The organism is Psychrobacter faecalis, assembly GCF_016107575.1.
In the GTDB taxonomy this organism is placed as follows: Bacteria; Pseudomonadota; Gammaproteobacteria; order Pseudomonadales; family Moraxellaceae; genus Psychrobacter; species Psychrobacter faecalis.
On record NZ_JABAST010000017.1, the window covers coordinates 25,371 to 48,536 of the forward strand.

At 44.4% G+C, this 23,166-nt stretch carries 24 protein-coding genes and 2 tRNA genes; 11 read left to right on the plus strand and 15 right to left on the minus strand.

Features of this window, described 5'->3' with window-relative positions:
• The first annotated feature begins 43 nt into the window (after positions 1 to 43).
• The 3 genes from rplU (at position 44) to lolA (ending at position 1,747) form a co-directional block, all read left to right on the plus strand.
• A complete protein-coding gene (gene rplU, locus JFC07_RS07040; protein ID WP_144297745.1) occupies positions 44 to 355 on the plus strand; it encodes a 50S ribosomal protein L21 in 312 nt (103 codons plus the stop codon).
• A 91-nt stretch (positions 356 to 446) separates the two neighbouring features.
• Positions 447 to 704: a 50S ribosomal protein L27 gene (gene rpmA / locus JFC07_RS07045; RefSeq protein ID WP_055123782.1), complete on the plus strand. Its 258-nt coding sequence runs from the start codon at positions 447 to 449 to the stop codon at positions 702 to 704.
• A 341-nt stretch (positions 705 to 1,045) separates the two neighbouring features.
• Positions 1,046 to 1,747 (plus strand): outer membrane lipoprotein periplasmic chaperone LolA, encoded by a 702-nt coding sequence (gene lolA, locus JFC07_RS07050; RefSeq protein ID WP_198328735.1) that lies wholly within the window; start codon positions 1,046 to 1,048, stop codon positions 1,745 to 1,747.
• Between the two features lie 119 nt (positions 1,748 to 1,866).
• Here lolA and scpB read toward each other — a convergent pair whose 3' ends face one another.
• The 8 genes from scpB to mrdA all read right to left on the minus strand — a co-directional run bounded on the left by scpB (position 1,867) and on the right by mrdA (position 9,964).
• Positions 1,867 to 2,412, minus strand: a complete 546-nt coding sequence (gene scpB, locus JFC07_RS07055) for an SMC-Scp complex subunit ScpB (RefSeq protein WP_191689741.1) — start codon at positions 2,410 to 2,412, stop codon at positions 1,867 to 1,869.
• A gap of 24 nt (positions 2,413 to 2,436) precedes the next feature.
• A complete protein-coding gene (locus tag JFC07_RS07060; RefSeq protein WP_191689792.1) occupies positions 2,437 to 3,285 on the minus strand; it encodes a segregation and condensation protein A in 849 nt (282 codons plus the stop codon).
• 126 nt (positions 3,286 to 3,411) lie between these two features.
• Complete coding sequence (gene trpS, locus JFC07_RS07065) at positions 3,412 to 4,491, minus strand: tryptophan--tRNA ligase (protein WP_191689739.1); 1,080 nt, start codon at positions 4,489 to 4,491, stop codon at positions 3,412 to 3,414.
• 158 nt (positions 4,492 to 4,649) lie between these two features.
• Complete coding sequence (locus JFC07_RS07070) at positions 4,650 to 5,636, minus strand: LpxL/LpxP family acyltransferase (RefSeq protein WP_444428285.1); 987 nt, start codon at positions 5,634 to 5,636, stop codon at positions 4,650 to 4,652.
• Between the two features lie 533 nt (positions 5,637 to 6,169).
• The gene (gene rpsI, locus JFC07_RS07075) at positions 6,170 to 6,556 is read right to left on the minus strand and encodes a 30S ribosomal protein S9 (RefSeq protein WP_191689735.1); all 387 of its coding nucleotides are present in this window, start codon (positions 6,554 to 6,556) and stop codon (positions 6,170 to 6,172) included.
• 10 nt (positions 6,557 to 6,566) lie between these two features.
• Positions 6,567 to 6,995, minus strand: a complete 429-nt coding sequence (gene rplM / locus JFC07_RS07080) for a 50S ribosomal protein L13 (RefSeq protein WP_068407459.1) — start codon at positions 6,993 to 6,995, stop codon at positions 6,567 to 6,569.
• Between the two features lie 211 nt (positions 6,996 to 7,206).
• The gene (gene rsmD, locus JFC07_RS07085) at positions 7,207 to 7,893 is read right to left on the minus strand and encodes a 16S rRNA (guanine(966)-N(2))-methyltransferase RsmD (RefSeq protein WP_198328736.1); all 687 of its coding nucleotides are present in this window, start codon (positions 7,891 to 7,893) and stop codon (positions 7,207 to 7,209) included.
• Positions 7,894 to 7,972: 79 nt separating this feature from the next.
• Positions 7,973 to 9,964, minus strand: a complete 1,992-nt coding sequence (gene mrdA / locus JFC07_RS07090) for a penicillin-binding protein 2 (RefSeq protein WP_198328737.1) — start codon at positions 9,962 to 9,964, stop codon at positions 7,973 to 7,975.
• A 592-nt stretch (positions 9,965 to 10,556) separates the two neighbouring features.
• Between mrdA and JFC07_RS07095 the strand changes: the two genes are divergently transcribed.
• The 6 genes from JFC07_RS07095 to adk all read left to right on the plus strand — a co-directional run bounded on the left by JFC07_RS07095 (position 10,557) and on the right by adk (position 17,623).
• Entirely contained in the window at positions 10,557 to 11,891 is a 1,335-nt protein-coding gene (locus JFC07_RS07095; protein WP_068407450.1) for a DUF445 domain-containing protein, read from the plus strand.
• Between the two features lie 249 nt (positions 11,892 to 12,140).
• On the plus strand, positions 12,141 to 14,150 hold the full coding sequence (locus JFC07_RS07100; RefSeq protein WP_102077370.1) for a heme lyase CcmF/NrfE family subunit: 2,010 nt from the start codon (positions 12,141 to 12,143) through the stop codon (positions 14,148 to 14,150).
• Position 14,151: 1 nt separating this feature from the next.
• On the plus strand, positions 14,152 to 14,820 hold the full coding sequence (locus JFC07_RS07105) for a DsbE family thiol:disulfide interchange protein (RefSeq protein ID WP_102077371.1): 669 nt from the start codon (positions 14,152 to 14,154) through the stop codon (positions 14,818 to 14,820).
• An 86-nt stretch (positions 14,821 to 14,906) separates the two neighbouring features.
• The gene (locus JFC07_RS07110; RefSeq protein ID WP_227678272.1) at positions 14,907 to 15,461 is read left to right on the plus strand and encodes a cytochrome c-type biogenesis protein; all 555 of its coding nucleotides are present in this window, start codon (positions 14,907 to 14,909) and stop codon (positions 15,459 to 15,461) included.
• Entirely contained in the window at positions 15,458 to 16,738 is a 1,281-nt protein-coding gene (gene ccmI / locus JFC07_RS07115; protein WP_068407443.1) for a c-type cytochrome biogenesis protein CcmI, read from the plus strand. The genes JFC07_RS07110 and ccmI overlap by 4 nt, the downstream gene beginning before the upstream one ends.
• Before the next feature lie 228 nt (positions 16,739 to 16,966).
• Positions 16,967 to 17,623 carry an adenylate kinase gene (adk, locus tag JFC07_RS07120; RefSeq protein WP_068407441.1) on the plus strand — a complete coding sequence of 219 codons (657 nt, stop codon included), beginning with the start codon at positions 16,967 to 16,969 and terminating at the stop codon, positions 17,621 to 17,623.
• A gap of 207 nt (positions 17,624 to 17,830) precedes the next feature.
• Here the strand turns inward: adk and secB are convergent, their stop codons facing one another.
• The 4 genes from secB to rsgA all read right to left on the minus strand — a co-directional run bounded on the left by secB (position 17,831) and on the right by rsgA (position 20,768).
• Complete coding sequence (gene secB / locus JFC07_RS07125) at positions 17,831 to 18,283, minus strand: protein-export chaperone SecB (RefSeq protein ID WP_068407439.1); 453 nt, start codon at positions 18,281 to 18,283, stop codon at positions 17,831 to 17,833.
• A 204-nt stretch (positions 18,284 to 18,487) separates the two neighbouring features.
• On the minus strand, positions 18,488 to 18,751 hold the full coding sequence (gene grxC / locus JFC07_RS07130; protein ID WP_068407436.1) for a glutaredoxin 3: 264 nt from the start codon (positions 18,749 to 18,751) through the stop codon (positions 18,488 to 18,490).
• Positions 18,752 to 19,044: 293 nt separating this feature from the next.
• Complete coding sequence (locus JFC07_RS07135; protein WP_068407433.1) at positions 19,045 to 19,500, minus strand: rhodanese-like domain-containing protein; 456 nt, start codon at positions 19,498 to 19,500, stop codon at positions 19,045 to 19,047.
• 164 nt (positions 19,501 to 19,664) lie between these two features.
• Complete coding sequence (rsgA, locus tag JFC07_RS07140; protein ID WP_068407430.1) at positions 19,665 to 20,768, minus strand: ribosome small subunit-dependent GTPase A; 1,104 nt, start codon at positions 20,766 to 20,768, stop codon at positions 19,665 to 19,667.
• A 227-nt stretch (positions 20,769 to 20,995) separates the two neighbouring features.
• Here rsgA and orn point away from each other — a divergent pair, with 227 nt between their 5' ends.
• Positions 20,996 to 21,583: an oligoribonuclease gene (gene orn, locus JFC07_RS07145; RefSeq protein WP_068407427.1), complete on the plus strand. Its 588-nt coding sequence runs from the start codon at positions 20,996 to 20,998 to the stop codon at positions 21,581 to 21,583.
• 174 nt (positions 21,584 to 21,757) lie between these two features.
• Here orn and JFC07_RS07150 read toward each other — a convergent pair whose 3' ends face one another.
• Positions 21,758 to 22,237 carry a hemerythrin domain-containing protein gene (locus JFC07_RS07150; protein WP_068407424.1) on the minus strand — a complete coding sequence of 160 codons (480 nt, stop codon included), beginning with the start codon at positions 22,235 to 22,237 and terminating at the stop codon, positions 21,758 to 21,760.
• A gap of 60 nt (positions 22,238 to 22,297) precedes the next feature.
• Here JFC07_RS07150 and JFC07_RS07155 point away from each other — a divergent pair, with 60 nt between their 5' ends.
• Positions 22,298 to 22,735 (plus strand): CopD family protein, encoded by a 438-nt coding sequence (locus JFC07_RS07155; protein WP_068407421.1) that lies wholly within the window; start codon positions 22,298 to 22,300, stop codon positions 22,733 to 22,735.
• A 146-nt stretch (positions 22,736 to 22,881) separates the two neighbouring features.
• Here JFC07_RS07155 and JFC07_RS07160 read toward each other — a convergent pair.
• Positions 22,882 to 22,958 (minus strand) — tRNA-Asp (locus JFC07_RS07160).
• 51 nt (positions 22,959 to 23,009) lie between these two features.
• Positions 23,010 to 23,085, minus strand: a tRNA-Val gene (locus tag JFC07_RS07165).
• Between the last annotated feature and the right edge of the window lie 81 nt (positions 23,086 to 23,166).

The window sequence follows — 23,166 nt, forward strand, 5'->3', positions numbered from 1 at the left end:
ATATAATATCAGCCACGGCACACGGGTTAAACGGAGTCAGACAATGTACGCAGTAATCAAAACTGGTGGTAAACAGCACCGTGTTGTGGTCGATGAGCTTTTAAAAGTTGAATTACTAAAAGCAGAAAAAGGCGAAACAATCAAATTTGAAGACGTATTGATGGTTGTTGACGGTGAAACTGTCAAAATCGGTCAGCCTGTCGTTGAAGGCGCTAGCGTAGAAGTTGAAGTGGTTGAGCATGGTCGCGGCGAAAAAATCCGTATCATCAAGCACAACCGTCGTAAGCATTATCACAAAGAGCAAGGTCACCGCCAATGGTATACCTTGTTAAAAATCAAAGCCATTAATGCCTAATTATTCACTTAGCAATTACTGCTAAATAGCGCACTAAATGCTTAAGAGTTGTCGCATTAGCGATAAGTCACATTAACAAGGAGATTTTCTCATGGCACATAAAAAAGCTGCCGGTTCGAGCCGTAATGGTCGTGATTCAAACCCAAAAATGCTAGGCGTTAAAATCTTTGGTGGCCAAGCTATCACAGCTGGTAACATCATCGTACGTCAACGTGGTACAGAATTCCACGCAGGCGAAGGCGTTGGCATGGGTCGTGACCATACTTTATTTGCACTAAATGACGGTGTGGTAAAGTTTGCGACCAAAGGTAAATTCAACCGTCGTTATGTTATGGTTGAAAGCGCATAATTGCCCATCTAGGTTATGTAGTTATTCACTACAATAATTCGATGACTAAAAAAGCCCTTATTACCCTTTGGTAGTAAGGGCTTTTTTATGGCGCTCATTTATACGAAAAGTAAAGAATAAACAGCGCCATATGCCGTGTAACGCTATCGGTTACAAGCGTGTATGGCAGCGGTAGTAATGATTGCAAATCATGACTAGGCGTGTAATAAAAAAACTGGCACACTGTCTGCATTGTTTACTGACGTCGATTTTTTGGCGCGAGATAAGCACTTATTGAAAACAAAAAATTTAATTAACACGTATTATTTTTATGCAACTTTGCATTTGAGAGAGGATTTATAATGACTGTATTAACGAAAAAGCCACTTACTAAAAAGATCACTTTAAAACAAAAATTAATGGGCGGTGCTTTAACGGGCGTATTGATGACTGCACTTGGGGTGGCAGCGCCGATGGTAGCATTGACCCAAACAGCAAGCGCTGCTCCTGCGGATAATTTAACGGCTGCTAAACGCTTAAATAAGCTACTAAGCAACACCAAAAGCATGTCTGCTAATTTTAGCCAAACCACCAAAGGTGCGAATAGCGGTACTTTTAGTGGCACCATGAGTGTTCAGCGTCCAAATAACTTCCGCTGGGAAACCAAATCACCGTCAGAGCAGCTTATTGTAGCGAATGGCAGCTCAATGTGGGTTTATGACAAAGACTTGGAACAAGCGACCAAGCAAAATGTCGATAGCCAAGTAGGTAACACGCCAGCGTTATTGTTATCAGGTGACCCAAGTAAGATTGATAAAAACTTTAAAATCACCCAACCTTATGCCAATAAAAACTACTATGTGCTCTATCCAAAATCAGATAGCGCCAGCTTTAAGAGCTTATCGATGAGCTTTAGTGGTGGCAAACCTGTGATGATGGTGCTGAATGATACGCTAGGACAGACCACGACGATTAAGTTTAGCGGTATTAAAATGAACCCAAGTATCAATAGCAGTCAGTTTAAATTCACGCCGCCAAAGGGCGTTGATATTATTAATCAATAATTCTTTTACTGATTAAGCCTATAAAAAAAGGACACGCTTATAAAGCCTGTCCTTTTTTATTGCTATAAGTCCAAGATATACAGATTTTACTTTAATCAATAGGAAATAACGACTTGGTACTAAGACAAAGCTTTGATGGCTTCCATATCGGGCAGTGGCGGTAGCTCATCTAAATTGGTCAATCCAAACGCATCTAAAAATTGCGCTGTGGTATGTAGCAATGCAGGGCGTCCCAAGGTTTCTTTATAACCTTTCTCTTCAATCCAGCCTTTATCAAACAGTTGACGCAAGATATTACTTGATAGCGTCACACCGCGCACATGCTCGATGTCACTACGGGTCACCGGCTGCTTATAGGCGATGACACTCAAGGTTTCAAGCAGGGCTTGGCTCAGGCGCTCTTGACGCTGAGGAAAGACACGCTGGATTAATGCACTATAGTCGTCGGCAACTTGCAGTCGATAGCCGCTAGCCGTTTCATGTAAGGTCAGCACACCAGTATCTAAACGTTGTTGTAATAGCGCTAACGCTTGCGTAAGCTCTTTAGTGTTTAATGACAGATATTTTTTTAAAATACTGGCAGTCAGAGGCGCTTCTGAAGCGTGCAGGAGTACTTCGATATGCTTGCTGATTTCTTCTAAATCTTGATTTTGCTTATCTGTCATTGCACGTATTCTCTGTTAAAACCATTAAGCTAGCCACTGTAACGTTAATTGTCCTATATGGCGGTCTGCTGCGGTTTCATTATGGGCAGCTGATTGGCTTTCTGGGTTATTATTCACGACACCAACCAACTGCCGTTTCATTAGCTCAAGTACCGCGACAAAACTGACTACGACGCCTACTTTACCTTGGGATTTATCCAGTAGCTCATAAAACGAGCGCGCACCATCCGTGCTTAGTTGTCTGCTAATACTGGCGATACGATCAGAAAGGGGTACGGCATCAACTTTAATGGTATGCATTTGATAGTCGGGCTGTAGCTGCATTTTAAATAAGCTATCAATCAAAAGGTTTGGCGAATAATTGGGTAATTCGGCATTCATAACGTCTTGACTTGGCATACTGACCAGCGCTAAAAATACATCGCGCTCAAGACGCACGAGATTGTCCAAACGCTGACTGGCCACTTTGATTTGCGCATACTCTTCAAGGCGTTCAATCAGCTCAGCTTTTGGGTCGCGCTCATCGCTTGGCGTTTCAGGCTTTGGTAGCAGCAGCTCGGTTTTAATGGCAATCAAGGTCGACGCCATCAGCAGATAGTCACCGGCCAATTCAAAATGTTCGGTATCCAGCTCACCGATATAAGCCAAATACTGCTCAGTAATCGGCAATATCGGCATTTGGGTGAGATCGACATTGTTCTTTTTGACCAGATATAATAAAAAATCTAAGGGTCCAGCAAATTGCTCAAGCCAAATGGCAAAGGCTTGCGGTGGTACATAGAGATCTTCTGGTAGATGCTGCACCGGCGTCTGATAAATACGCAGCGCCATATCATTATTGATTGAAATACGATGTTTGCTATTGTTATCCATAAACTTAGCGTTTTCATCCACGCTTACGGAAAATGCGGCCTTTGGTAAAGCCGCTGTTTTATTTTTCAATACTGTCTGCACCTTTAGCAACCGCCCTGATTACTGTGAGTAAAAGCAATCAAAGACTTACTTAAGCTTAGCGAGGGGGCGAATGCCAATAGCACGGCGAGTTTTATCGAGCTGTTTACGGCTATGGCGACGGGCTTTTTCTGCGCCCATTTGTAAGATTTCTTCTAGCTCTTTTGGATTGGCCATTAGCGCTTCGTAACGAGCACGGAATGGGGCAATCTCGCTATTGATTTTATCAAACAATGCTTGCTTGGCATCACCCCAGCCAATGCCAGCTGCATATTGATCACGCATATCAATAATCTCTGCAGGCGTCGCAAAAGCTTTATAAATCTCAAAGAGGGCAGAATCATCAGGGTCTTTTGGCTCAGCAGGCAACTGCGAGTTAGTCACAATTTTCATGATGGCTTTATACATCTGCTTTTCAGGGCTGACTTGCGGATTAGGCTCACCAAATAAAGGAATGGTATTGCCATAGCTCTTACTCATTTTACGGCCATCAAGCCCTGTTAATAGTGGGATATCTTCATCAACAACCGCTGACGGTAACGTAAAGAGAGGTTTATAACGATGGTTAAATGTACCAGCGATATCACGTGCCATCTCGATATGCTGTACTTGGTCACGACCGACGGGTACATGAGTCGCATTGAACATCAAGATATCAGCCGCCATCAGCACTGGATAGCCAAATAGACCCATATTAATACCTTGATCTGGATCAACGTCGGCTTTTTCGGTATTGATATCGACTGCCGCCTTATAAGCGTGCGCGCGGTTCATCAGCCCTTTGGCGCATGAGCAATTTAAAATCCAAGCCAATTCTGGAATCTCTGGCACATCTGACTGACGATAAAAGGTCACACGTTCAGGGTCAAGACCGCAAGCAATCCAAGTCGCGGCAATGATTTTGGTCGATTCATGAATGACAGCAGGGTCATAACAGCCGATAATGCCATGATAATCGGCCAAAAAGAAAAACGCCTCATCATTACTATCTTGAATAGATTGAATGGCTGGGCGAATAGCACCAACGTAATTACCTAAATGAGGAATGCCCGTCGGTTTGATGCCGGTTAGGATACGTTTACTTTCTTGTTTAGAACTGTCTACAGCTGCGTCAGTTTGAGTACTCATGAAAAATCCGTTATTTTATTTCTCACATCGTTATTTATGCAGATGAGTTATTGATATGAGTGAGTTATTAATAAGTTATCGAGGTAAGTAATAGGGCTGATAAAATACCAGCTGCAAAGTATAGCAAATTTCGCAGCTATTTTTTGGGGAATCAAAACCTACTTATAAATATCGGTACGACCGTTAGGGCCGTTTTTAAAGCGACGATGGAACCACATCCATTGGGTAGGATCGATACGAATCAAGCCTTCTAGCACCTCATTAACGCGGGTCGCGTCAGCAACCTCATCATCGCTTGGATAATTGTCTAGCTCTGGTGTGATGGTCAGATGATAATGCGGACGTTTGCCTTTGGGCAGGTTATCAGGTGTTTGCCGATAAGTATGCAGCGCCATGAGTGCGGGTGGGTTTTGCTTGTCACCCAATTTTGCCATCCGCCGAGATGCGGTAATAGTAGCAGCGGGCACACCAAAGAACGGCGCCATGACACCTTGTTTTAAACCATAATCTTGGTCAGGTGAGTACCAAATCACGTGCTTAGCTTTAATAGAATTAACAAGGCTACGCATGTCACGGCTGGCAATCTGCTTGCCAAAAATCTTAGTACGTCCGTTATAAATGAACCAATCAAGAAGCGGATTGTTTTGCGGGCGGTACATACAATCGGTGGCAAAAAACTGCGTACAGAGCATGCCGCCAAGATCGAGCATTGTATAATGCGCCCCAAGTAAAATCACTGGACGACCTTGGTTTTGGGCATTCACTAGGTGCTGTAAGCCCGAGATAGACACCGTACGGGTAAAAATATTGGGACGATACCAAGCGCACAAGGTTTCAAACACACCGATACCTTGATTGACAAACACTTGCTTTGCCATCAACTCGCGCTCAGCTTCGGTCTTTTCTGGAAAAGCCAATCTTAAATTAATTAAGGTATCACGTCTGCGCGAGCCGGCCAGTTTATAGATTGAAATACCCAGTTTACGACCCAACCAAAACTGCCAACGCAGCGGCAGATATATCATCGGCATGATAATTGCCAATAACAGCCAGATGCCCCAATATTGCGGCAATAAAAACTGCCACTGAAAGGGTTTTTTTTCTGCTTGCGCTGTTTGCTTATGCGTTTGCGTAATTGTAGGCATGCCAGCAGGAATGGCGGGCGACTTAACCATGTCGTTTTGTTTATCATGCTTACCTGTAGGCGGCGGCATACCCATTTTTGATGGGTTACTAGGATCGTATTGTTCGGGGGCTTTCATAATGAGCACAGTGTAATAAAAGTTATTATTATGATGGGGGAGCGCGTCCAAGTTTGCAAGCAAGTTTTAATAAACTAACGACAACGAGAGCTAAGGACTTTTAAACTATTAGGCATTTAAACAATATAGTCAAAATATCCTAAAAACACTACGGTACTGCTGATATCAATTTTTTTTAGCCTCTGTCTGCGCAGGCACAGCAAGCAAGAAAAATTGATATCAGCAGGGCATGATGTATCGATATTACTTTTCACTCACTATAGAATTAAAACAGCAGCGCTAAAAAACAGCCATAAAAAAACCTTATAAACTGTGACCAGCTTATAAGGTTTTGCAAATCTACTCTTTTGCTTAATACGGCTGCAGCGACTCTGAGAAAAAGACGCCAGCAGTAAAAGCCAAAGAGATAGCTTTGATTAACGTTTTGAGAATTGTGGACGTTTACGTGCTTTACGTAGACCCAATTTCTTACGTTCAACTTGACGTGAGTCACGAGTAACAAAGCCAGCTGCTTTTAGAGCAGGTTTGTTGGCTTCGTCAAGCTCAATCAATGCACGCGTGATGCCGTGACGGATTGCGCCCGCTTGACCACTGATACCGCCACCTTTTACAGTGATGTATAGGTCATAAGCAGTAGGTGATTCAAGGAGTTCTAAAGGCTGACGAACAACCATGCGCGATGTTTCGCGGCTGAAGTACTCATCAAGTGGTTTGCCGTTAACAACGATAGTACCAGTACCTTTCGCTAAAAAGACACGAGCGGTAGAAGTTTTGCGACGACCAGTTCCGTAATTGCGTTCCATAAGTATATCCTTAGATGTCTAGTTCTTTAGGTTGCTGAGCTTCATGTGGATGTTCTGTACCCGCATATAGTTTCAGCTTTTTGATCATCGCGTAGCCAAGAGGACCTTTTGGAAGCATACCCTTAACCGCTTTATGTAGAACATCTTCAGGCTTATGTGCAATCAGCTTGGTGAAGTTGGTTTCTTTAATACCACCTGGGTAACCACTGTGACGATAGTACTTTTTGTCTTGCGCTTTTTTGCCCGTTACCGCGATTTTTTCTGCGTTGATAACAACGATAAAATCACCAGTATCTACGTGCGGCGTATAACAAGTCTTGTGCTTGCCACGTAAGCGACTAGCGATTTCAGTAGCTAAGCGACCAAGGGTTTTGCCGTCAGCATCTACGACATACCAGTCATGGGTCACTTCAGCTGGTTTTGCACTAAGTGTTTTCATGATAAAACCTTAAAATTAGAATTCGTTGAGAGTTTAGCTGGGAACGGGGCTCTCAAAAAACAGACTGCACATTATAAGCAGTAGCGCCTACGCTTGCAAGCTGCATTGGGGTTTATTTTCGCCTTATATACATTAAACTGCAGCGTTGGCCAGTTTTTTAGCGGTTTTAAACATTGATGAAATTTGTTAATGGCTTTTATTAACCCGACAATTATGATGCTGAAAGCTGATAAAGTCCAGCGACAACTTGCCCAACTTTGGTTTGTTTTAGGCACTCAAAACGTATCAAGCCTTGCGTTATCTCTATTTGCGGCTCAGCGCTTTCGTTGATACTTGCTACCAATTGATCCAGTTGCAGGGTTAAATCTTTATCCGCCTCTAAATAAATCAGCGTTTTTGTGTTGATTAAAGACTGTTTAATAAGTGCTGTCAAAATCGGCTGCCATAAATCTTGCGCATACGGCGGGTCGATAAAGACGATATCAAAATGCTGCTTTATCGTTTGGTTTTGCGTCAGTACTTGCTCGGCGGTGCCTTGAATAATCTGATAGTTACGGGCGTCTAAGCGTAAGTTCTCCGCACTTTTGCGCAGCATAGTGACTTGCGCCGAACTTACTTCGATAAAGGTAGCGTGCGCGGCGCCACGTGATAACGCTTCAAAGCCTAAAACGCCGCTACCAGCGCAGCTATCAAGTACTTGAGCGTCATGAATATCGGCAATCAACCAATTAAACAAGGTCTCACGCAGGCGATCTGGTGTCGGGCGCAAACCTTCGGCATCGATAAAACTCACAATGCGGCGTTTAAACTGCCCGCCAATGATACGTACGTCGCCTGCTGCGGCCTGTTTCGCATGATGGTTGTTTTTTTGCTCACGATGTTTTGAAGATTTTTTCATAATGTTTTTTAGGTATTGCCTTTCGTTCATTTATTCTGAAGTATTTTATTGCTGAACTTTTTATTGTTTAGCTTTGTCATTACTCAGCAGTGGCAGCGCCGGTTGTGGCTGCCGCGCTTTGCGCTTCTTTTTGCTCAGCGAGTGCTTGTTCTTTATCACGTAGGGCGTCACGCATGGCTTTTTCAAAGGCCTTTTGGCGCTTGATAGCTCTTAACTCATCGGCGGTTGGCGGCAAAATAGGGTCGGTTTTACGCTGTAGCATCCAATAATCAAATAAGGCACGACCAATAGGCGCGGCGACAGCACTACCGCCGCCACCATTTTCGACCAGTACCGACAGGGCGATTTCTGGCTCTTCTACAGGCGCAAAACCATTAAACCAAGCGTGATCCCAGTGACGTTTATCGAGGGCCGCTTTATTATAGCTTTTACCTTGGGCAATTGATTTGACCTGTGCGGTACCGGTTTTACCAGCGATGCGATAGCGCGGGGTATAAATGCCACGCCCTGTACCCGCCTTGATCGTTTGTTCCATCGCATCGTGCATACGCGTCCAGTCAGAAGGTTTGCCATTGTAGTCAATTTTGCCATCAGGCTTGCTAATCACGTTAACGGCCGCCGCGCCATCGCTGCTTTTTAATAAATGCGGGGTGATGTGATAGCCTTTATTGGCGGTCATGGCGGTGGCATTGGCAATCTGTAATGGCGTCGCTAAAAAATACCCTTGGCCGATACTGACAGAGATGGTTTCACCCGGTAACCAGCCTTTATCATAGGTGTCTCTTTTCCATTTTGGTGACGGCATAACGCCTGGTTTTTCATTGGGTAAGTCAATACCGGTCTGCTCACCAAAACCAAAGCGCACCATCCAGTCATGAAGGCGCTGAATGCCCATCTCATACGCCAACTTATAATAATAGGTATCGACCGACATCATGATGGATTTCTTTAAATCTACCGTACCGTGGCCACCGCGTTTCCAATCGCGAAAACGGTGCGAATCGCCGGGTAGACTGAAATAACCCGGGTCATAAATGGTCGTTTCCCAATCTCGTAGGCCGTAATGAATACCGCCCAAACCCTCAAAAGGTTTAATGGTCGAGCCGGGCGGATACGTCCCTTGTAGCGCGCGGTTATAAAGAGGCTGATCAAGGTCATCACGCAGAGCGCCGTAGTCCTTAAAAGAGATGCCCGAAATAAAAGGATTGGGATCGTAGCTTGGGTTACTAACAAAAGCCAAAACATCGCCGTTTTTTGGGTCGATAGCGACGATCGCGCCGCGGCGACCATCAAGCTGCTGCTGCGCAATGGTTTGTAAGCCATAATCTAGACTAAGCGTGATGTCATTGCCCGCAATGGGCGCTTTGGTATCAAGTTGACGTAGAATATTGCCATGGGCATCGGTTTCTACCGACTGATAACCGGGCTGTCCGAGCAAGATATCTTCATAAAAATCTTCAATACCAATCTTACCGATAAGATCGGTGCCCGCGTAGCGATCCTTATTAATTTGCTTGGATTCTTTATCGTTAATACGTCCGACATAGCCAATCACGTGGGCAAATAGCTCATCGTAAGGGTACGAGCGCGTGAGTTTACTCTGAATACTGATACCACGAAAAAAAGGCTGACGCTCACTAAACTGCGCCAATTGCGCTTCGGTCAAATCAATTTTGATGGTCACCGGGTCGTTTTTGGTTTTGCTAACCCGTGCCAAAATATCGGTAATGTCTTTTTCGGTAAGATCAAAAATGGGCGCGAGCAGATTTAGCGTGCGCTCTGGATCTTCGACTTCGTCAGGGCTGAGCATAGCGGTAAATACGGGCTGATTGTCAGCGAGAATCACACCGTTACGGTCGTAAATATAACCGCGACTGGGCGGCGCAGAGATGAGCTTGATGCGATTGTTATCGGCTTGGGTAGTGTACTTATCATGAGCATACACTTGCAGATAACCGTACCGCGCGATCAAACCCAACAAGCCCACAAACATAAACAGCCCAAGGATAATAATGCGGCTGGTAAAAATACGATTGACCTGTTCAGTATCGGACGCGAGCGGTTTGTTCATATAAAGTCAGTACCCAGACGATCAGTAAAACGGTCGTTGATAAAGTGATGGTTGATTAAGCACAGATAAATAAAGCCAAGAAAGATACAGTCATTTTTTTGTTTATCTAAAGCGGGGTGAGCATAAAGGATAAGACAAAGTATTTCAATAACATAGCGCGATGATTTATCAATAAAAAGGTCAAATAATTTACTTACCGTCTTCAGCTAGCCAGTAGCATTAAGCAACCGCAAATTATAACAGAACAAACACTTGCGCGCAGTAGGCAGTCGTCTATTTTGTGAGGATCGTTATTGCCATGATCGACAGTGTTCTTTAGCCATTTTTAACATCATTAAATGATAGTAAAGGTTTAGGGTGGTGAGTAGGGCGCAAAACGTGTCATCGCTAGTCACAACTTGCCAAGGCTTGATATGTGCTAATAAATAGCAAGTATGCTAAAATCAGGCGATTTATTTTAGCCACTTATCGCATCTATAGCGTTATTTAATTTAGTGGTTATTGAGGATAGAGCGTTTTTATTGAGCGTTCTTAATCGACTAAGGATATTTGCTTAACAACGACCATCATCACCTCAAGGATAATTAGAGTCATGGATGCAAATTCATTGTGGCAGACGATAGCGGAACACCCCGAGTTTTTTGCTATGTTGACCATTCCACCAGTGACTGCATTTGTCACTTGGATACACGTGTGGATGGCACTCAAGATGCTATTTTATCCGATTAAATTTTGGGGTATTCGGATTCCAAACTTTCCATTCTTTGGTTTGCCGGGATTGGGTTGGCAAGGGATTGTGCCACGTAAGGCAGGCAAGATATCGGGCGTGATTGTTGATCAGACGCTCTCAAAGCTGGGTTCGCTCGATGAGTTTTTTCAGGCGATGGAGCCAGAACAGATGGCGGTATTTATCACCGATACGGTCGATGAAAACCTTGAGAGTTTGATTGATGAGATTATGCTTGACCATTCGCCAGCGCTGTGGGGCAATCTGCCTTATGCGTTAAAGCGCCGCGTCTATGCCCAAGCGCATCAAGAGTTGCCAAATATCATGCAATCCTTGGTGACCGATTTGACCTATCACGTCGAAGATTTGGTCGATATGCGCAAAATGATTGTCAATAAAATGGAAAGTGACCGGCGTTTGATGGTCAATATGTTTTTAAAAGTTGGGCAAAAAGAGATTGATTTTATCTGGCATATCAGTGCTTTGATTGGCCTTGTATTCGGTATTATCCAAATGTTTATATTTTTGGTGGTACCGCAGCATTGGACGGTACCGTTTTTTGCCGCTATTTGGGGATTTTTGACCAACTGGATTGCGATTTGGATGGTGTTTAACCCAGTTGAGCCACGTTTTATTCCGTATGTGAAGTTTTTTGTGCTACAAAGCCGTTTCCCATTTATTAAGCCGCAACTGCCGCATATCGCGCAGTACCGTTTCCAAGGCGGTTTTATGAAGCGCCAAGAGGAAGTGTCTGAGGTTTTTGCTGAGATTGTGGTCAAAGATTTGGTCACTTTAGAAAACATCATGAATGAGATGATGTATGGTGACCGCGCCGCCGAAACGCGTGAGTTGATGAAATCGCATTTGTATAAAGTGTTAGAATCGCCGGTCATTAGTACCACATTGCGGGTTGGACTGGGTCGCCGCGAGTTTGGGCAATTGAAAAATACCATTATCGACAAATCCATCGTCGCGACTATGGTGCCACTGCGAGACCCTGAACTTAATGAAAGCCGTGCCAGTAAAATATTTGGGCTATTTCGCGATCGTATTCGCGCGCTATCCCCTGATGAGTTTCAAAACCTATTGCGTCCCGCTTTTCGCGAAGATGAGATGACGCTGATTATACTCGGCGGTTTGACAGGTTTCTTGGCAGGTTGGTTGCATCTGGTCTTGGTGTTTTTCCCTGCCATGCAGTGAGAAAGGGTTTTTATGTTCTTTACACATATCGCCTACAGAGTGGATACAGAAACGTGACAAGTTGACGCTAATGTACCATGCTGTAAGTCTTCTAAGCTACAATGGCTGATAGCTACAGATGCAGAAAAAAGCATGACAATGACGGCGTAATGTCTAAAAGTAACGACTATTGACTATTCTCAGACGCATTAAAAATACTGCTTTCTAAAATAAACAATGACCGTATTAAGGTAAACAAGGTTAGACCGTATGTTAATCACAGAATTGGGTTATTTTGCCTTGCTGGCCGCCTTTGTATTGGCGATTTTGCAGGTGGTATTACCAACCATGGGTGTCATGAACGACCACGTTGCCTGGCAGCGCCTTGCTCCGAGTTTAGCGTGGGCGCAGTTTGCGGCCATGATTGTCTCGTTTGGGTCATTGATGGCAGGCTTTTATTTTAATGATTTTAGCTTGGTTTATGTCACCCAGCACTCTAATACCTTGTTACCTTGGTATTATAAATTGTCGGCGACATGGGGCGGACATGAAGGTTCGCTGCTACTATGGATGACCATTATGGCCACTTGGTGTGCGCTGGTCTCCTACTTTAGCCGTGGCTTACCATTGACCATGCGCGCCCGCGTACTGGTAATATTGGCTGGCGTGCAAGTGATGATGCTGGCGATGTTAATCTTTACCTCATCACCGTTTGATCGCACTTTACCAAATTTACCCGTCGATGGCGCCGATTTAAACCCTCTGCTACAGGATTTTGGTTTGGTTATCCACCCGCCGATGCTGTATATGGGCTATGTGGGTATGGCTGTGCCATTTGCATTTTGTATGGCAGCATTATGGGAAGGACGTTTGGACGCTGTCTGGACCCGCTGGTCGCGTCCATGGGCACTGGCTGCATGGGGCTTTTTGACCGTTGGTATCGCACTTGGTTCTTGGTGGGCTTATTATGAGCTTGGCTGGGGCGGTTGGTGGTTTTGGGATCCAGTAGAGAACGCCTCATTGATGCCTTGGTTAGCTGGCTTAGCTTTACTGCATTCATTAGCCGTGACCGAAAAGCGCGGGGTCTTTAAAGCGTGGACCATTATGCTGGCCATTTTTGCTTTTGCCTTGAGTCTTTTGGGCACCTTCCTTGTGCGCTCAGGCGTCATTACTTCGGTGCATTCGTTCGCTGCCGACCCAACGCGCGGTCTGGTTATTTTAGTCATTCTGGGTATTATCGTCGGTGGCGGGCTGTTGATGTTTGCCGTACGCGGTTGGCGTCTGACGGTTGAAAGTCAGTATCAGCTGATATCGCGTGAATCATTTTTAGTCATTAATAACGTGATTATTTTAATCTCAACCTTAGTCGTACTGCTTGGTACGCTATATCCTATCATCGCTGACTCCTTTAATTTAGGTCAGGTCTCTGTTGGTCCTCCGTACTTTAATGCGCTATTTGTACCTTTGGCTTGGCTGTTATTAGTAGCGATGGGCATGGGTTCTAATATTCGCTGGAAAAAAGACAGCCGTCCGCTCTTAGGCGCCGGTATGGTCATTGCGGTCAGCAGTTTATTATTAGCAGCGATTATTGCCTACTTTGTTAGCCCGTCTGATATGTTAAATATTGGCGTGACGCTGGCGGTTAGCTTTTGGGTTTTACTTTGGATGGCAGTCGATTTTAAAGACAAAACCAAAAACGCCCCAAGTTTCTTTAAAGGACTACGTCAGCTACGTTTGAGCTACTGGGGGCAGCAAACTGCTCATATTGGCGTAATCGTCGCCGTCATCGGGGTGGCGTTTACCAGCACCTTGAGTGTCGAGCGCGATGTGGCATTGGGTGAAAATGAAACTGTGCACGTACAAGGCTACGACTTTGAGGTCAAAGATTTTCATGAAGTCAGGGGCAGCAATTTTGATGGTATGCAAGCACAGGTTGAGGTGACCAAAGAAGGTCGCGCGGTGACAACTTTGTATCCGGAAAAACGTACTTATATTATTAGTGGTATGCCAATGACCGAGGCGGCAATTGATGCCAGTCTCATGCGTGATGTCTATGTAGCGCTGGGCGAGCCTATCGCAGAAGACAGTAATAAGTGGGCGGTACGTATTTATGTCAAGCCGCTGGTGCGCTGGATATGGCTTGGGGCGATTATCATGGCCTTAGGCGGTCTGCTAAGTATGCTCGATAGCCGTTATCGTTTTAAAAAGGCTAAGGCATCAACGCAAACGGCAGCCAACAAAGCAGGATTTATTACCGAAGCTCACGTAGGGGAGAAGTAACATGAGTCAGTCAAATAATTCTTCCCAAAAAGCGCCTGACAATAAAGGTGATGCAAACCACAAAACGACCAAGACCATGAAAAAAAGCCAAATAAAGATATGGTTTTTGATTCCGCTGATTGTGTTTGTTGGTTTTATTATTATGCTGTACCTGCGTTTGGGTCAGCCGACGGATATCGTCACCAATACTGCGCTTGAGCGGCCGGTACCGTCATTTGAGTTGCCATTATTGTCCGATACTAGCCGTATGATGACCAATGACAATTTGCCCGAACAACCATTTTTGATGAATATTTGGGGCTCGTGGTGTCCAACTTGTATCATTGAGCATCCTTTTTTAATGCAATTAGAGGAACGCGGGGTCAATTTGGTTGGCGTTAATTACAAAGATGACATCGGTGATGCGCTAGGATATTTAAATCGTGGCGGCGATCCATTCTCCATGTCTATTCAGGATTTATCTGGGCAATTTGCTTTAGATTTAGGCTTAACTGGCGCGCCTGAAACCTTTGTGGTTGATGGGCAAGGTATTATTCGTCAGCATATTGTTGGTGAGATTAATGAAAGCAACTGGCAAAGCCGCATCATGCCCTGTCTGATGGTGCTCAATGAAGCGGATAAGAAAAATGTCAGTCCCGATCCTAGTCAGGTTCAGGAGGTGTGTAAATGAACGCCATACCTTTAACAGTGATGTCATCAAAAAGCACGTCATCAAAAAGCCTGTCAGCACAAAGCATAAAACCAGCAAATTTTATAATAAAGTTAGCCGGCTTAATGCTTGCGTGCTTGCTTAGTTTTATCCTCAGTTTCAGTGCGCATGCTGCCATTGACGTTTATGACTTCGATTCGCCGCAGCAAGAAGCGCAGTATCGCGGACTTATCGAGGAGCTGCGTTGCCCCAAATGCCAAAACCAAAATTTGGCAGGTTCTGATGCGCCCATCGCACAAGATTTAAAGCAAAAAACGTACGACATGATCAAAGAGGGTCGTAGTGATGCTGAGATACGCGCTTATATGCAAGAGCGTTATGGCGACTTTATTACTTACAAGCCGCCTGTGCGCCCATCGACTTGGATACTGTGGTTTTTTCCGCCATTATTATTGATTGTGCTAATCATTGGCTGGTTTTGGCAAAGTAAACGTAGCCAGCGCGTGGCGCGCGGTGAAAGTGCGATTAATATAGACAGCGCCGCAGCGTTATCGGCGGCAGAAAAAGCGGAGCTTGATCGTTTATTGTCGCGTAGCAATAGCAATAGCAATAGCAATGCTAAAAGCGAAGCTGTTATCACCAGTACAGAGGACAAAAAATGACCCTATCTTCTACTTTTGGCTTATTTATTGCCCTAAGCTTATTTATTGCGCTGCTACTGGCCGTTATCGCTATCATGCCATGGCTACGCGCCTCACGCTTGCGCGACAAGCCCGTTGACAACCAACTGCTAGACATCAACGTTGCCGTATTCCGTGAGCGTCTAACAGAGCTGCAAACCGATAAAGACAGCGGCACCATCGATGACGTCCATTACCGCAATCAAAAGCTCGAGCTTGAGCGCCAATTACTGGACGCGCAGCGCACAGTCACGCCCATGGTAGCGCCAAGTTACAAAAGTCGTTTGATTATCATGATATGGGTGCCGGTATTGGCAGGATTGGCTTATTTTTTAATCAGTGACCGTACGTCAGTATTTGACTTATGGGTGGCTGAAGATAAAGTCGGACAAGTGGCAGATGACTTATTGACTGGTAAAATCGATCAGCCGCCTGCTTGGGCGATTGAAGACGGTACGCAGCTTATCAGTGCCATGCAGACCAACGTCTATCGTCATGCTGATGATCCTGATCGCTGGATGCGTCTGTCTGAGCTGTTTTTATCATTAGAAGCAACCGACTCAGCGCTTGAAGCCTTATCGCGTGCTTATCGTTTGTCGCCAGGCAATGAAGAGATCGCCACCACTTATGCGCAAATCAGCTTTTTTGCCAATAAAGGCCAGCTCGATGCCAATAGCCGCCGCGTCTTACAAGACGTACTGGCAAAAAATCCACAGCATGAAGGCGCCCAAATGCTGATGGCAATGGGTGAGGCGCGTGGCAATAACTTTGAGCAAGCACAAGGATGGATTAAGCGTTTGCGCGCCAGTATTGCCGCCAAACCGGGCGACCATAGCCAAGCGCTGGCAAGCCTTGATGAATTGAGCGCCAATGTCAGCGCTCAGCAGCAGCAGGCATCTGAGGGCGTTGAGGTTACGGTCTCTATTAATGCAAGTTTGCTACCATTAGTAAAAGCAGACGATGTGTTATTTGTCGCTATTCGTGATGTCAAAGGTGGGCCACCGTTCGCTGCCAAGCGTTTACCGATTAGCGTCATTAAACAGGGAGAGGCGACTATTAGCCTAAGTGATTTAGACGCCATGATGCCTGAACGTACGCTTGCGTCTGCTCGAGGCGATAAAGTCCAGCTTGCTGTCATTGCGCGTATTAGCCATAGCGGCACCGCCGATGCTGAATCCGGTGATTTAACCGGTAATCCTGTTGTCATTAGCGCTGACCAAAATCAGGTCAATGTGGCGATTAATCAACAAGTTCCTTGATAGATATATTGTAAAAATTGAATACTTAGTAAATGTGCGCCGTCATACTTTTGGCGGCGCACAACCCGCACAATCTTATCTGATGAACAGATAAGTCATCGTAACTTGCCGCATCAAGACTAAAAATACTTGAGCTTTTGAAAGCCACAAGGTAAGGTAAGCTCTGCAACCCACCAATCCCTAAGTTTTATTAGTCCCAAAATCCTATCTATTAAGGAGAGTCGTATAATGATGCGTATTATTTTGCTAGGTCCACCAGGCGCCGGTAAAGGTACCCAAGCCCAGTTCATCTCTAAAGAGTATGATATCCCGCAAATCTCAACAGGTGATATGCTACGTGCCGCCATCAAAGAAGGTACTGAACTTGGCAAACAAGCAAAAGATGTGATGAACGCTGGTGGTTTGGTTTCTGATGATCTTATCATTAACCTCGTGCAAGAACGCATCGCCAAGCCTGATTGTGTCAACGGCTGTATTTTAGATGGTTTTCCGCGTACCATTCCACAAGCCCAAGCGCTTGCTGATGCCAACGTAGCGATTGACCATGTGATTGAAATCAGCGTGCCTGATGATGAAATCGTTAAGCGCCTATCAGGCCGTCGTCAGCATGCTGGTTCTGGTCGTGTTTATCATATCGACCACAATCCACCTAAGGTCGAAGGTATCGATGATGTGACGGGCGAGCCGTTGATTCAACGCGAGGACGATAAAGAAGCGACCATTCGTGATCGTTTAGCGACCTATCAACAGCAGACCTCTGCTTTGGTTGGTTACTATCAAGAAAAAGCAGCTGAGGGCGGCGATGCTCCTAAATATGACAAATTCGATGGCACCCAAGGCATTGATGATGTTAAGCAGCAAATATTATCGGCACTAAAAGGCTAAAGTTTTTTAAACGTCGCCGATAGACGTGTTGATTAACCGTTATATTCAAAACCCTGCCGCTTGTTATTAATAGCAGCAGGGTTTTTTAGTGCGTAAAAGCAAATACTAAAAAACGTCCATAAAAAAGCCGCTTACTTAAATTCAGTAAACGGCTTTTAGATACTATTGTTTAAATGCAGCTTAGCTCATACTTTAGCAGATTAAAACTTACGCGTTACCTTGGGCATCAACTTGCGCTTGCTGCTGGCTTTGCGCGTATGCTTGGTCAAAGTTGACTGGTGCAAGCAATAACTGCGGGAAGCTACCACGCGTAACGATGTCGCTAATCACTTCGCGTGCATATGGGAACAATACATTCGGGCAATAAGCACCCAAGATTTGACCGATTTGGTCTTCTGGAATGTCTTTTAATAAGAAAATGCCCGCTTGATGCACTTCGGCGATAAATGCCGCTTCTTCAGCGTTTTTGGCGTTGACACTGACCGTCAATACTACTTGATAATGATCGTCATCAAGCTTTTCAGCGTTGCTTGATAGATTGATATCAAGCTCAGGGTTCCATTCTTTAGTAAATACAGCGGCGCCTGGGACTTCAAGTGACATGTCTTTTACATAAATGCGTTCTAGTGCCAATTGTGGTTGTGCTTGTTCTTCAGCCATGGTCATTCCTCTAAAAGTTAATCAAATAATGGGGCAGATTGTCATTGTAACAACATATCATTGTAATATAAATGCAGACTAAGGTTTGAGATTTATCTCAAGGTCTTTTACGCAGTTTTTTTAAATGTTTTTTATCACAACGCTTTATTCTTAACGCTGTCTATTTTTACACAATAAAAATAGACAGAAAAGGACAATAGCAAATTAACCGGCTAATAGCTCGTCAAGCTTGCCTTGTTGGTTCATTTGGTTAAGCTCGTCAAAACCACCGACAAAGGTATCACCGATGAAAATTTGCGGCACAGTGCGATAGTTATTGGTCTTTTGCATCAAAGCTTGGCGCTCTTCGCGGCTGATGTCATGCATGCCGATTTCTTCGTAATCAACGCCTTTAGATTGTAATAATTGCTTAGCGTTTGAGCAGTATGGGCACATTGGAGTGGTATAAACTTGCACAGAAACAGTCATGGTCATTCCTTATTTATAAATTTATGGGGGAGCAATTTTGTTATAAGTAATAGGATAAATAGTAAGATAAAAAAATTATAGGGTAGTCATTAATATAATCCGTTATCAATACGTAAATAACCCCTATATTTGCTGCTGCTCCGTATAAAATGGGGATGGCTATGGCAAATTCAAGCAGTGTTGGTTAAAAAGTGCTGACGGTAGCATAGTTAGCGTATAAAAAAAGACACCTGATAAAGAGGTGTCTTTTTAATTGGTACTGCTGGTCAATAAGACCAGCTATTAATATTGTCTTACTTATGCAAACTTGGCTTGGCTTTGCCTTTGTTTTTAGACTTAGTATCTTTTAACCCAACCAATGGCATACCAGCGCCTTGCCAGCCGCCGATACCGCCCTCTAGGCGATAGACATTGTCTTTGCCAATCATTTGGACAGCAGCACCTGCTTGGATACCCATATCACAGACGATGATGACTGGCTGCTCAATCGCACGAATTTCCTCAATGCGGTCTTTGAGTTCAGTAAAAGGTATGTTGCGGCTGCCTTGGATATAACCAGTTTCAAATTTCTTTTTGGCGCGAATATCGATCAGCTGCGCATTTTGCGAGTTGACCATCATACCCAAGGTGTTGGGCGATATTTTTCTGCCACTACGTTTGTTTTCAATAGCAAAAAACAGCACGGCAAGCACGGCTAATATACCAAATAAAAACGGGTGGTTGCCCACAAATTCCAGCGCACGATCCAAACCATACCTCCAAAAATATAAGTGTTCGGTCAAACTGAGATAACAGCCCAACGATGGTGAACAAGGCGCTATTATACCGATAAGGTCATCTATAGTAAACGGGCGATGGCTTCGTCGTTACTTTATCTCGTCGTTCCTTTATCAGTAACCTTTAGACATATCTGCTAATAAGGCTTAGTATCCGCCTCTTCTGTTAGCGTGACAAGGTTTTCGACCCGGCGCTGCAACACTTCGCCGTCCGCAACCGCTTGCCACAAGGCGCAGCCTTTACTGTTATGGGTATGGCGACAATCGCGGAACTGGCAATCACCTGCCAGTGGCGCAAGCTCGATAAAGCCTGAGATAATATCATCAGGCGTTAAATGCCAAATACCGTACTCACGAATACCAGGGGTGTCGACAATGCCGCCTTGGGTTAAGTCATCTGGATTAAATGGTAATAAGCGACTGGTGGTGGTGGTATGTTGACCGAGCTTTGAGTTTTCAGAGATAATATTGACGCTTTGTGCTGATTCAGGTAATAAGGCATTAATTAAGCTGCTTTTACCGACGCCTGACTGACCAGCAAAAATAACCAGTTTTTTATCGATATAGCGCTTTAGCTCATCAAGCCCTTTTTGCTCGTCACTATCAGCGATGTTTTCAGGGCATGCAACCGAGGTCAGTACGCTCTCGTAACCAAGCGCCGCGTATTGTGCCAATAATTCACTGGTATCGACGCCGTTTTCTTGCGCCAGTAGATCAGCTTTATTAAGTACCAATAGTGGCTTTACGCCCGCATGATGACAAACGACCAAATAGCGATCAATCAATGTCGGCGCAGCGGCAGGCAAGGGTGCAAATACAATGGCCAAAATATCAACATTGGCGGCGACAGGTTTGAGCTTATGATAACGGTCAGGACGCGAAACGAGCGAGGTGCGGGGCTTGACGGATTCGATACGTCCAAAGCCGGTATTAGGGTCTGCAGTCCAGCGTACTTGGTCGCCCGCTGCTAGCATGGGCAGATTGGTACGCACATGACAGCGCCAAATATCGCCTAACGTTAATTCCTGCCAAAACGGCTCAGGATCATCAGGCGCAATCTCCGGCTGCACAGGAATTACTGCCGGCAAGCTGGTCACTTGTACTTCTAGCTGCTTACCATAATGCGCCATGACCACGCCATCCATCAAACTGTCATCGATGCTGTCTTGGCTATCAAGCTGTTGTTTGTCGATGCGACGAATCTGTTGTTTAGTCAGTTTGCGTTGCCGGATTAATGCCATGGGTTGTGACCTATTAGAAAAATATTGCTAAGTGTAGCGTGAAAATTTGCTAACATACAGCCTAAAGCGCCGCTAGCAGATAGTGGTTTTGTAATGTTTTCGTTTTATTAGGCATTATAGCCAACCAAGTGCAAAGCATATGATTTTAGCCTGACCATTTAGAGTCAGTTTAATTGATTAACAAGGCTCATAAGTTGTGCCAAAGTTTATTGACCATAGGATATTTTATGAGTACCGACGACCATCCCAATAAAATTAAAATCAAAAACCAAGGTAAAAAAGGGTTGGTGTGGATTGACCTAGAAATGACCGGACTTGATACCTTAAATGATGAGATTATCGAGATTGCGACCGTAGTGACCGATGAGGATTTAAACGTCCTTGCCGAAGGACCTGTTTTCGCAATCAAGGTATCCGATCAAGTGTTAAATAAAATGGATGACTGGAATACCAAGCAGCATGGCCAGTCAGGCTTGGTCGACCGCGTGCGCCGTAGTACCGTGACCTTAGCAGAAGCAGAAGCGGAAACCATTAAGTTTTTGAATAAATGGGTCGATAGTGGCAAGTCGCCGATGTGTGGTAACTCAATCTGCCAAGATCGCCGCTTTTTAGCCCGCCAAATGCCCGAGCTTGAGCGCTTCTTCCATTATCGCAACCTTGATGTGTCGTCGATTAAAGAGCTGTGTTTCCGCTGGCGTCCAGATATTTTAAGGAACTTTGAAAAAGGCGGCAGCCATTTAGCCTTAGATGATATTCGCGATTCTATTCGCGAACTAAAACATTATCGTCAGCATTTCTTTAAGTTGATGCCTTAACGTCATGTTTAAAGATTGGTGCCTTAAAAATCAATCTTTAGAAATAACCATTTAAGAACAAGTAAAAAGCCCGTTAACGAAACGAAAGCCGAAATATGGCTCGTTTCTTTGCGGGCTTTTTGTTTCAATGATACTTTGAATGAAAGCTTATTGGGATAATCCTTTAAGAGTATATTAGCGACTCTCATCAGGTCGCTTAATGCTATCAGGGCTGGCTTCATAAACCGCATCTAATTCTGCTTCCGACAAATATTTTTCTACCGTCGGGTATAACTCGCGCTCTTCAAAGCGAATATGGTCGTATAATAGGGTGCCAAGCTCATGAACTTGTGCCACGCTGACCTCTTTATTGCCAGATTTTTGCGATTGTTCGACCATATTTATCAGTTGATGTAATTGCTTATGCTGTCCATCAAGGGTATTGAGTACTGACGCCACATCGGATTCAGTAGCGCGGTACGGCTCTAGCGCATTAGCAATTAAATTGTCTTCAATTTGGAAGTGATAAGCCATATCGTTAATATAAGAGGTGAGATTGTCCCAATGTTTGGCAATTTCTTTGGGTTCATCCAAGCTTTCTTTGGCATGGCGAGACAGATTAAGCCCAAGATGGTGTTGGCGTGACAGCGGCTGCAATTGATTGGCGCGTTTCATAATTAAATACCTTAATGCTTCGAGAAGTCATGATTGATTAATTATTTGGAGTAATACTCTATGTTCAACTATCTTTTAATTTTGCATTTACTCGGGGCTGCAATTTGGACAGGTGGTCATTTAATACTAGCATTAGTGGTGTTGCCAAAAGTGCTATCTTCACGTAATTTAGACGCATTGTTACAATTTGAGGGGCAGTTTGAAAAAATTGGTATGCCGGCATTAGCCATTCAAATCATCACTGGATTATGGATGGTATATAAGATATTACCTAACATAGAGATGTGGTTTGCCTTTGATAATGACATCAGTGTCTTGATTGGTATAAAGCTGAGTTTGTTATTACTGACGGCACTAGTCGCGATGCATGCGCGCTTTTGGGTCATACCACGCTTATCCGCTAATAATTTGAATGGGTTTGCCATCAATATTATTCTGGTGACGTTATTTTCAGTGGCGTTCGTCGTGGTTGGTACGCTGTTCCGTACGGGATTTTAAAGAGAAGTTTTTAGATAAAATGATATAGGCTAAGTAGCAATTAATAGCTAATACAAATCAACAAACACAAAAAAACCTCAAGTAAATGAATACTTGAGGTTGAAACTTTGTACTTAATAATGCAATTAAAAACCAAGTTTTAAATATGGCGCAGCGGACGGGACTCGAACCCGCGACCCCCGGCGTGACAGGCCGGTATTCTAACCAACTGAACTACCGCTGCTTAGGTCGTCTTTAGCATGTCGTCTTCTAAAAGACCCACTCGCTAAATGAGTGGTGGGTGATGACGGATTCGAACCGCCGACATTCTGCGTGTAAGGCAGACGCTCTACCAACTGAGCTAATCACCCTTGCTGTGGGTGTGTATTATATACATTTACACATGGCTGTCAAATATTATTTTAAGTATTTTTAAAATTATGGCTAATAAA

Coding starts and splice junctions, on each gene's coding strand:
- rplU (WP_144297745.1), top strand. CDS start 44: ATGTACGCAGTAATCAAAACTGGTGGTAAACAGCACCGTGTTGTGGTC.
- rpmA (WP_055123782.1), top strand. CDS start 447: ATGGCACATAAAAAAGCTGCCGGTTCGAGCCGTAATGGTCGTGATTCA.
- lolA (WP_198328735.1), top strand. CDS start 1,046: ATGACTGTATTAACGAAAAAGCCACTTACTAAAAAGATCACTTTAAAA.
- scpB (WP_191689741.1), bottom strand. CDS start 2,412: ATGACAGATAAGCAAAATCAAGATTTAGAAGAAATCAGCAAGCATATC.
- JFC07_RS07060 (WP_191689792.1), bottom strand. CDS start 3,285: ATGGATAACAATAGCAAACATCGTATTTCAATCAATAATGATATGGCG.
- trpS (WP_191689739.1), bottom strand. CDS start 4,491: ATGAGTACTCAAACTGACGCAGCTGTAGACAGTTCTAAACAAGAAAGT.
- JFC07_RS07070 (WP_444428285.1), bottom strand. CDS start 5,636: ATGCCTACAATTACGCAAACGCATAAGCAAACAGCGCAAGCAGAAAAA.
- rpsI (WP_191689735.1), bottom strand. CDS start 6,556: ATGGAACGCAATTACGGAACTGGTCGTCGCAAAACTTCTACCGCTCGT.
- rplM (WP_068407459.1), bottom strand. CDS start 6,995: ATGAAAACACTTAGTGCAAAACCAGCTGAAGTGACCCATGACTGGTAT.
- rsmD (WP_198328736.1), bottom strand. CDS start 7,893: ATGAAAAAATCTTCAAAACATCGTGAGCAAAAAAACAACCATCATGCG.
- mrdA (WP_198328737.1), bottom strand. CDS start 9,964: ATGAACAAACCGCTCGCGTCCGATACTGAACAGGTCAATCGTATTTTT.
- JFC07_RS07095 (WP_068407450.1), top strand. CDS start 10,557: ATGGATGCAAATTCATTGTGGCAGACGATAGCGGAACACCCCGAGTTT.
- JFC07_RS07100 (WP_102077370.1), top strand. CDS start 12,141: ATGTTAATCACAGAATTGGGTTATTTTGCCTTGCTGGCCGCCTTTGTA.
- JFC07_RS07105 (WP_102077371.1), top strand. CDS start 14,152: ATGAGTCAGTCAAATAATTCTTCCCAAAAAGCGCCTGACAATAAAGGT.
- ccmI (WP_068407443.1), top strand. CDS start 15,458: ATGACCCTATCTTCTACTTTTGGCTTATTTATTGCCCTAAGCTTATTT.
- adk (WP_068407441.1), top strand. CDS start 16,967: ATGATGCGTATTATTTTGCTAGGTCCACCAGGCGCCGGTAAAGGTACC.
- secB (WP_068407439.1), bottom strand. CDS start 18,283: ATGGCTGAAGAACAAGCACAACCACAATTGGCACTAGAACGCATTTAT.
- grxC (WP_068407436.1), bottom strand. CDS start 18,751: ATGACTGTTTCTGTGCAAGTTTATACCACTCCAATGTGCCCATACTGC.
- rsgA (WP_068407430.1), bottom strand. CDS start 20,768: ATGGCATTAATCCGGCAACGCAAACTGACTAAACAACAGATTCGTCGC.
- orn (WP_068407427.1), top strand. CDS start 20,996: ATGAGTACCGACGACCATCCCAATAAAATTAAAATCAAAAACCAAGGT.
- JFC07_RS07150 (WP_068407424.1), bottom strand. CDS start 22,237: ATGAAACGCGCCAATCAATTGCAGCCGCTGTCACGCCAACACCATCTT.
- JFC07_RS07155 (WP_068407421.1), top strand. CDS start 22,298: ATGTTCAACTATCTTTTAATTTTGCATTTACTCGGGGCTGCAATTTGG.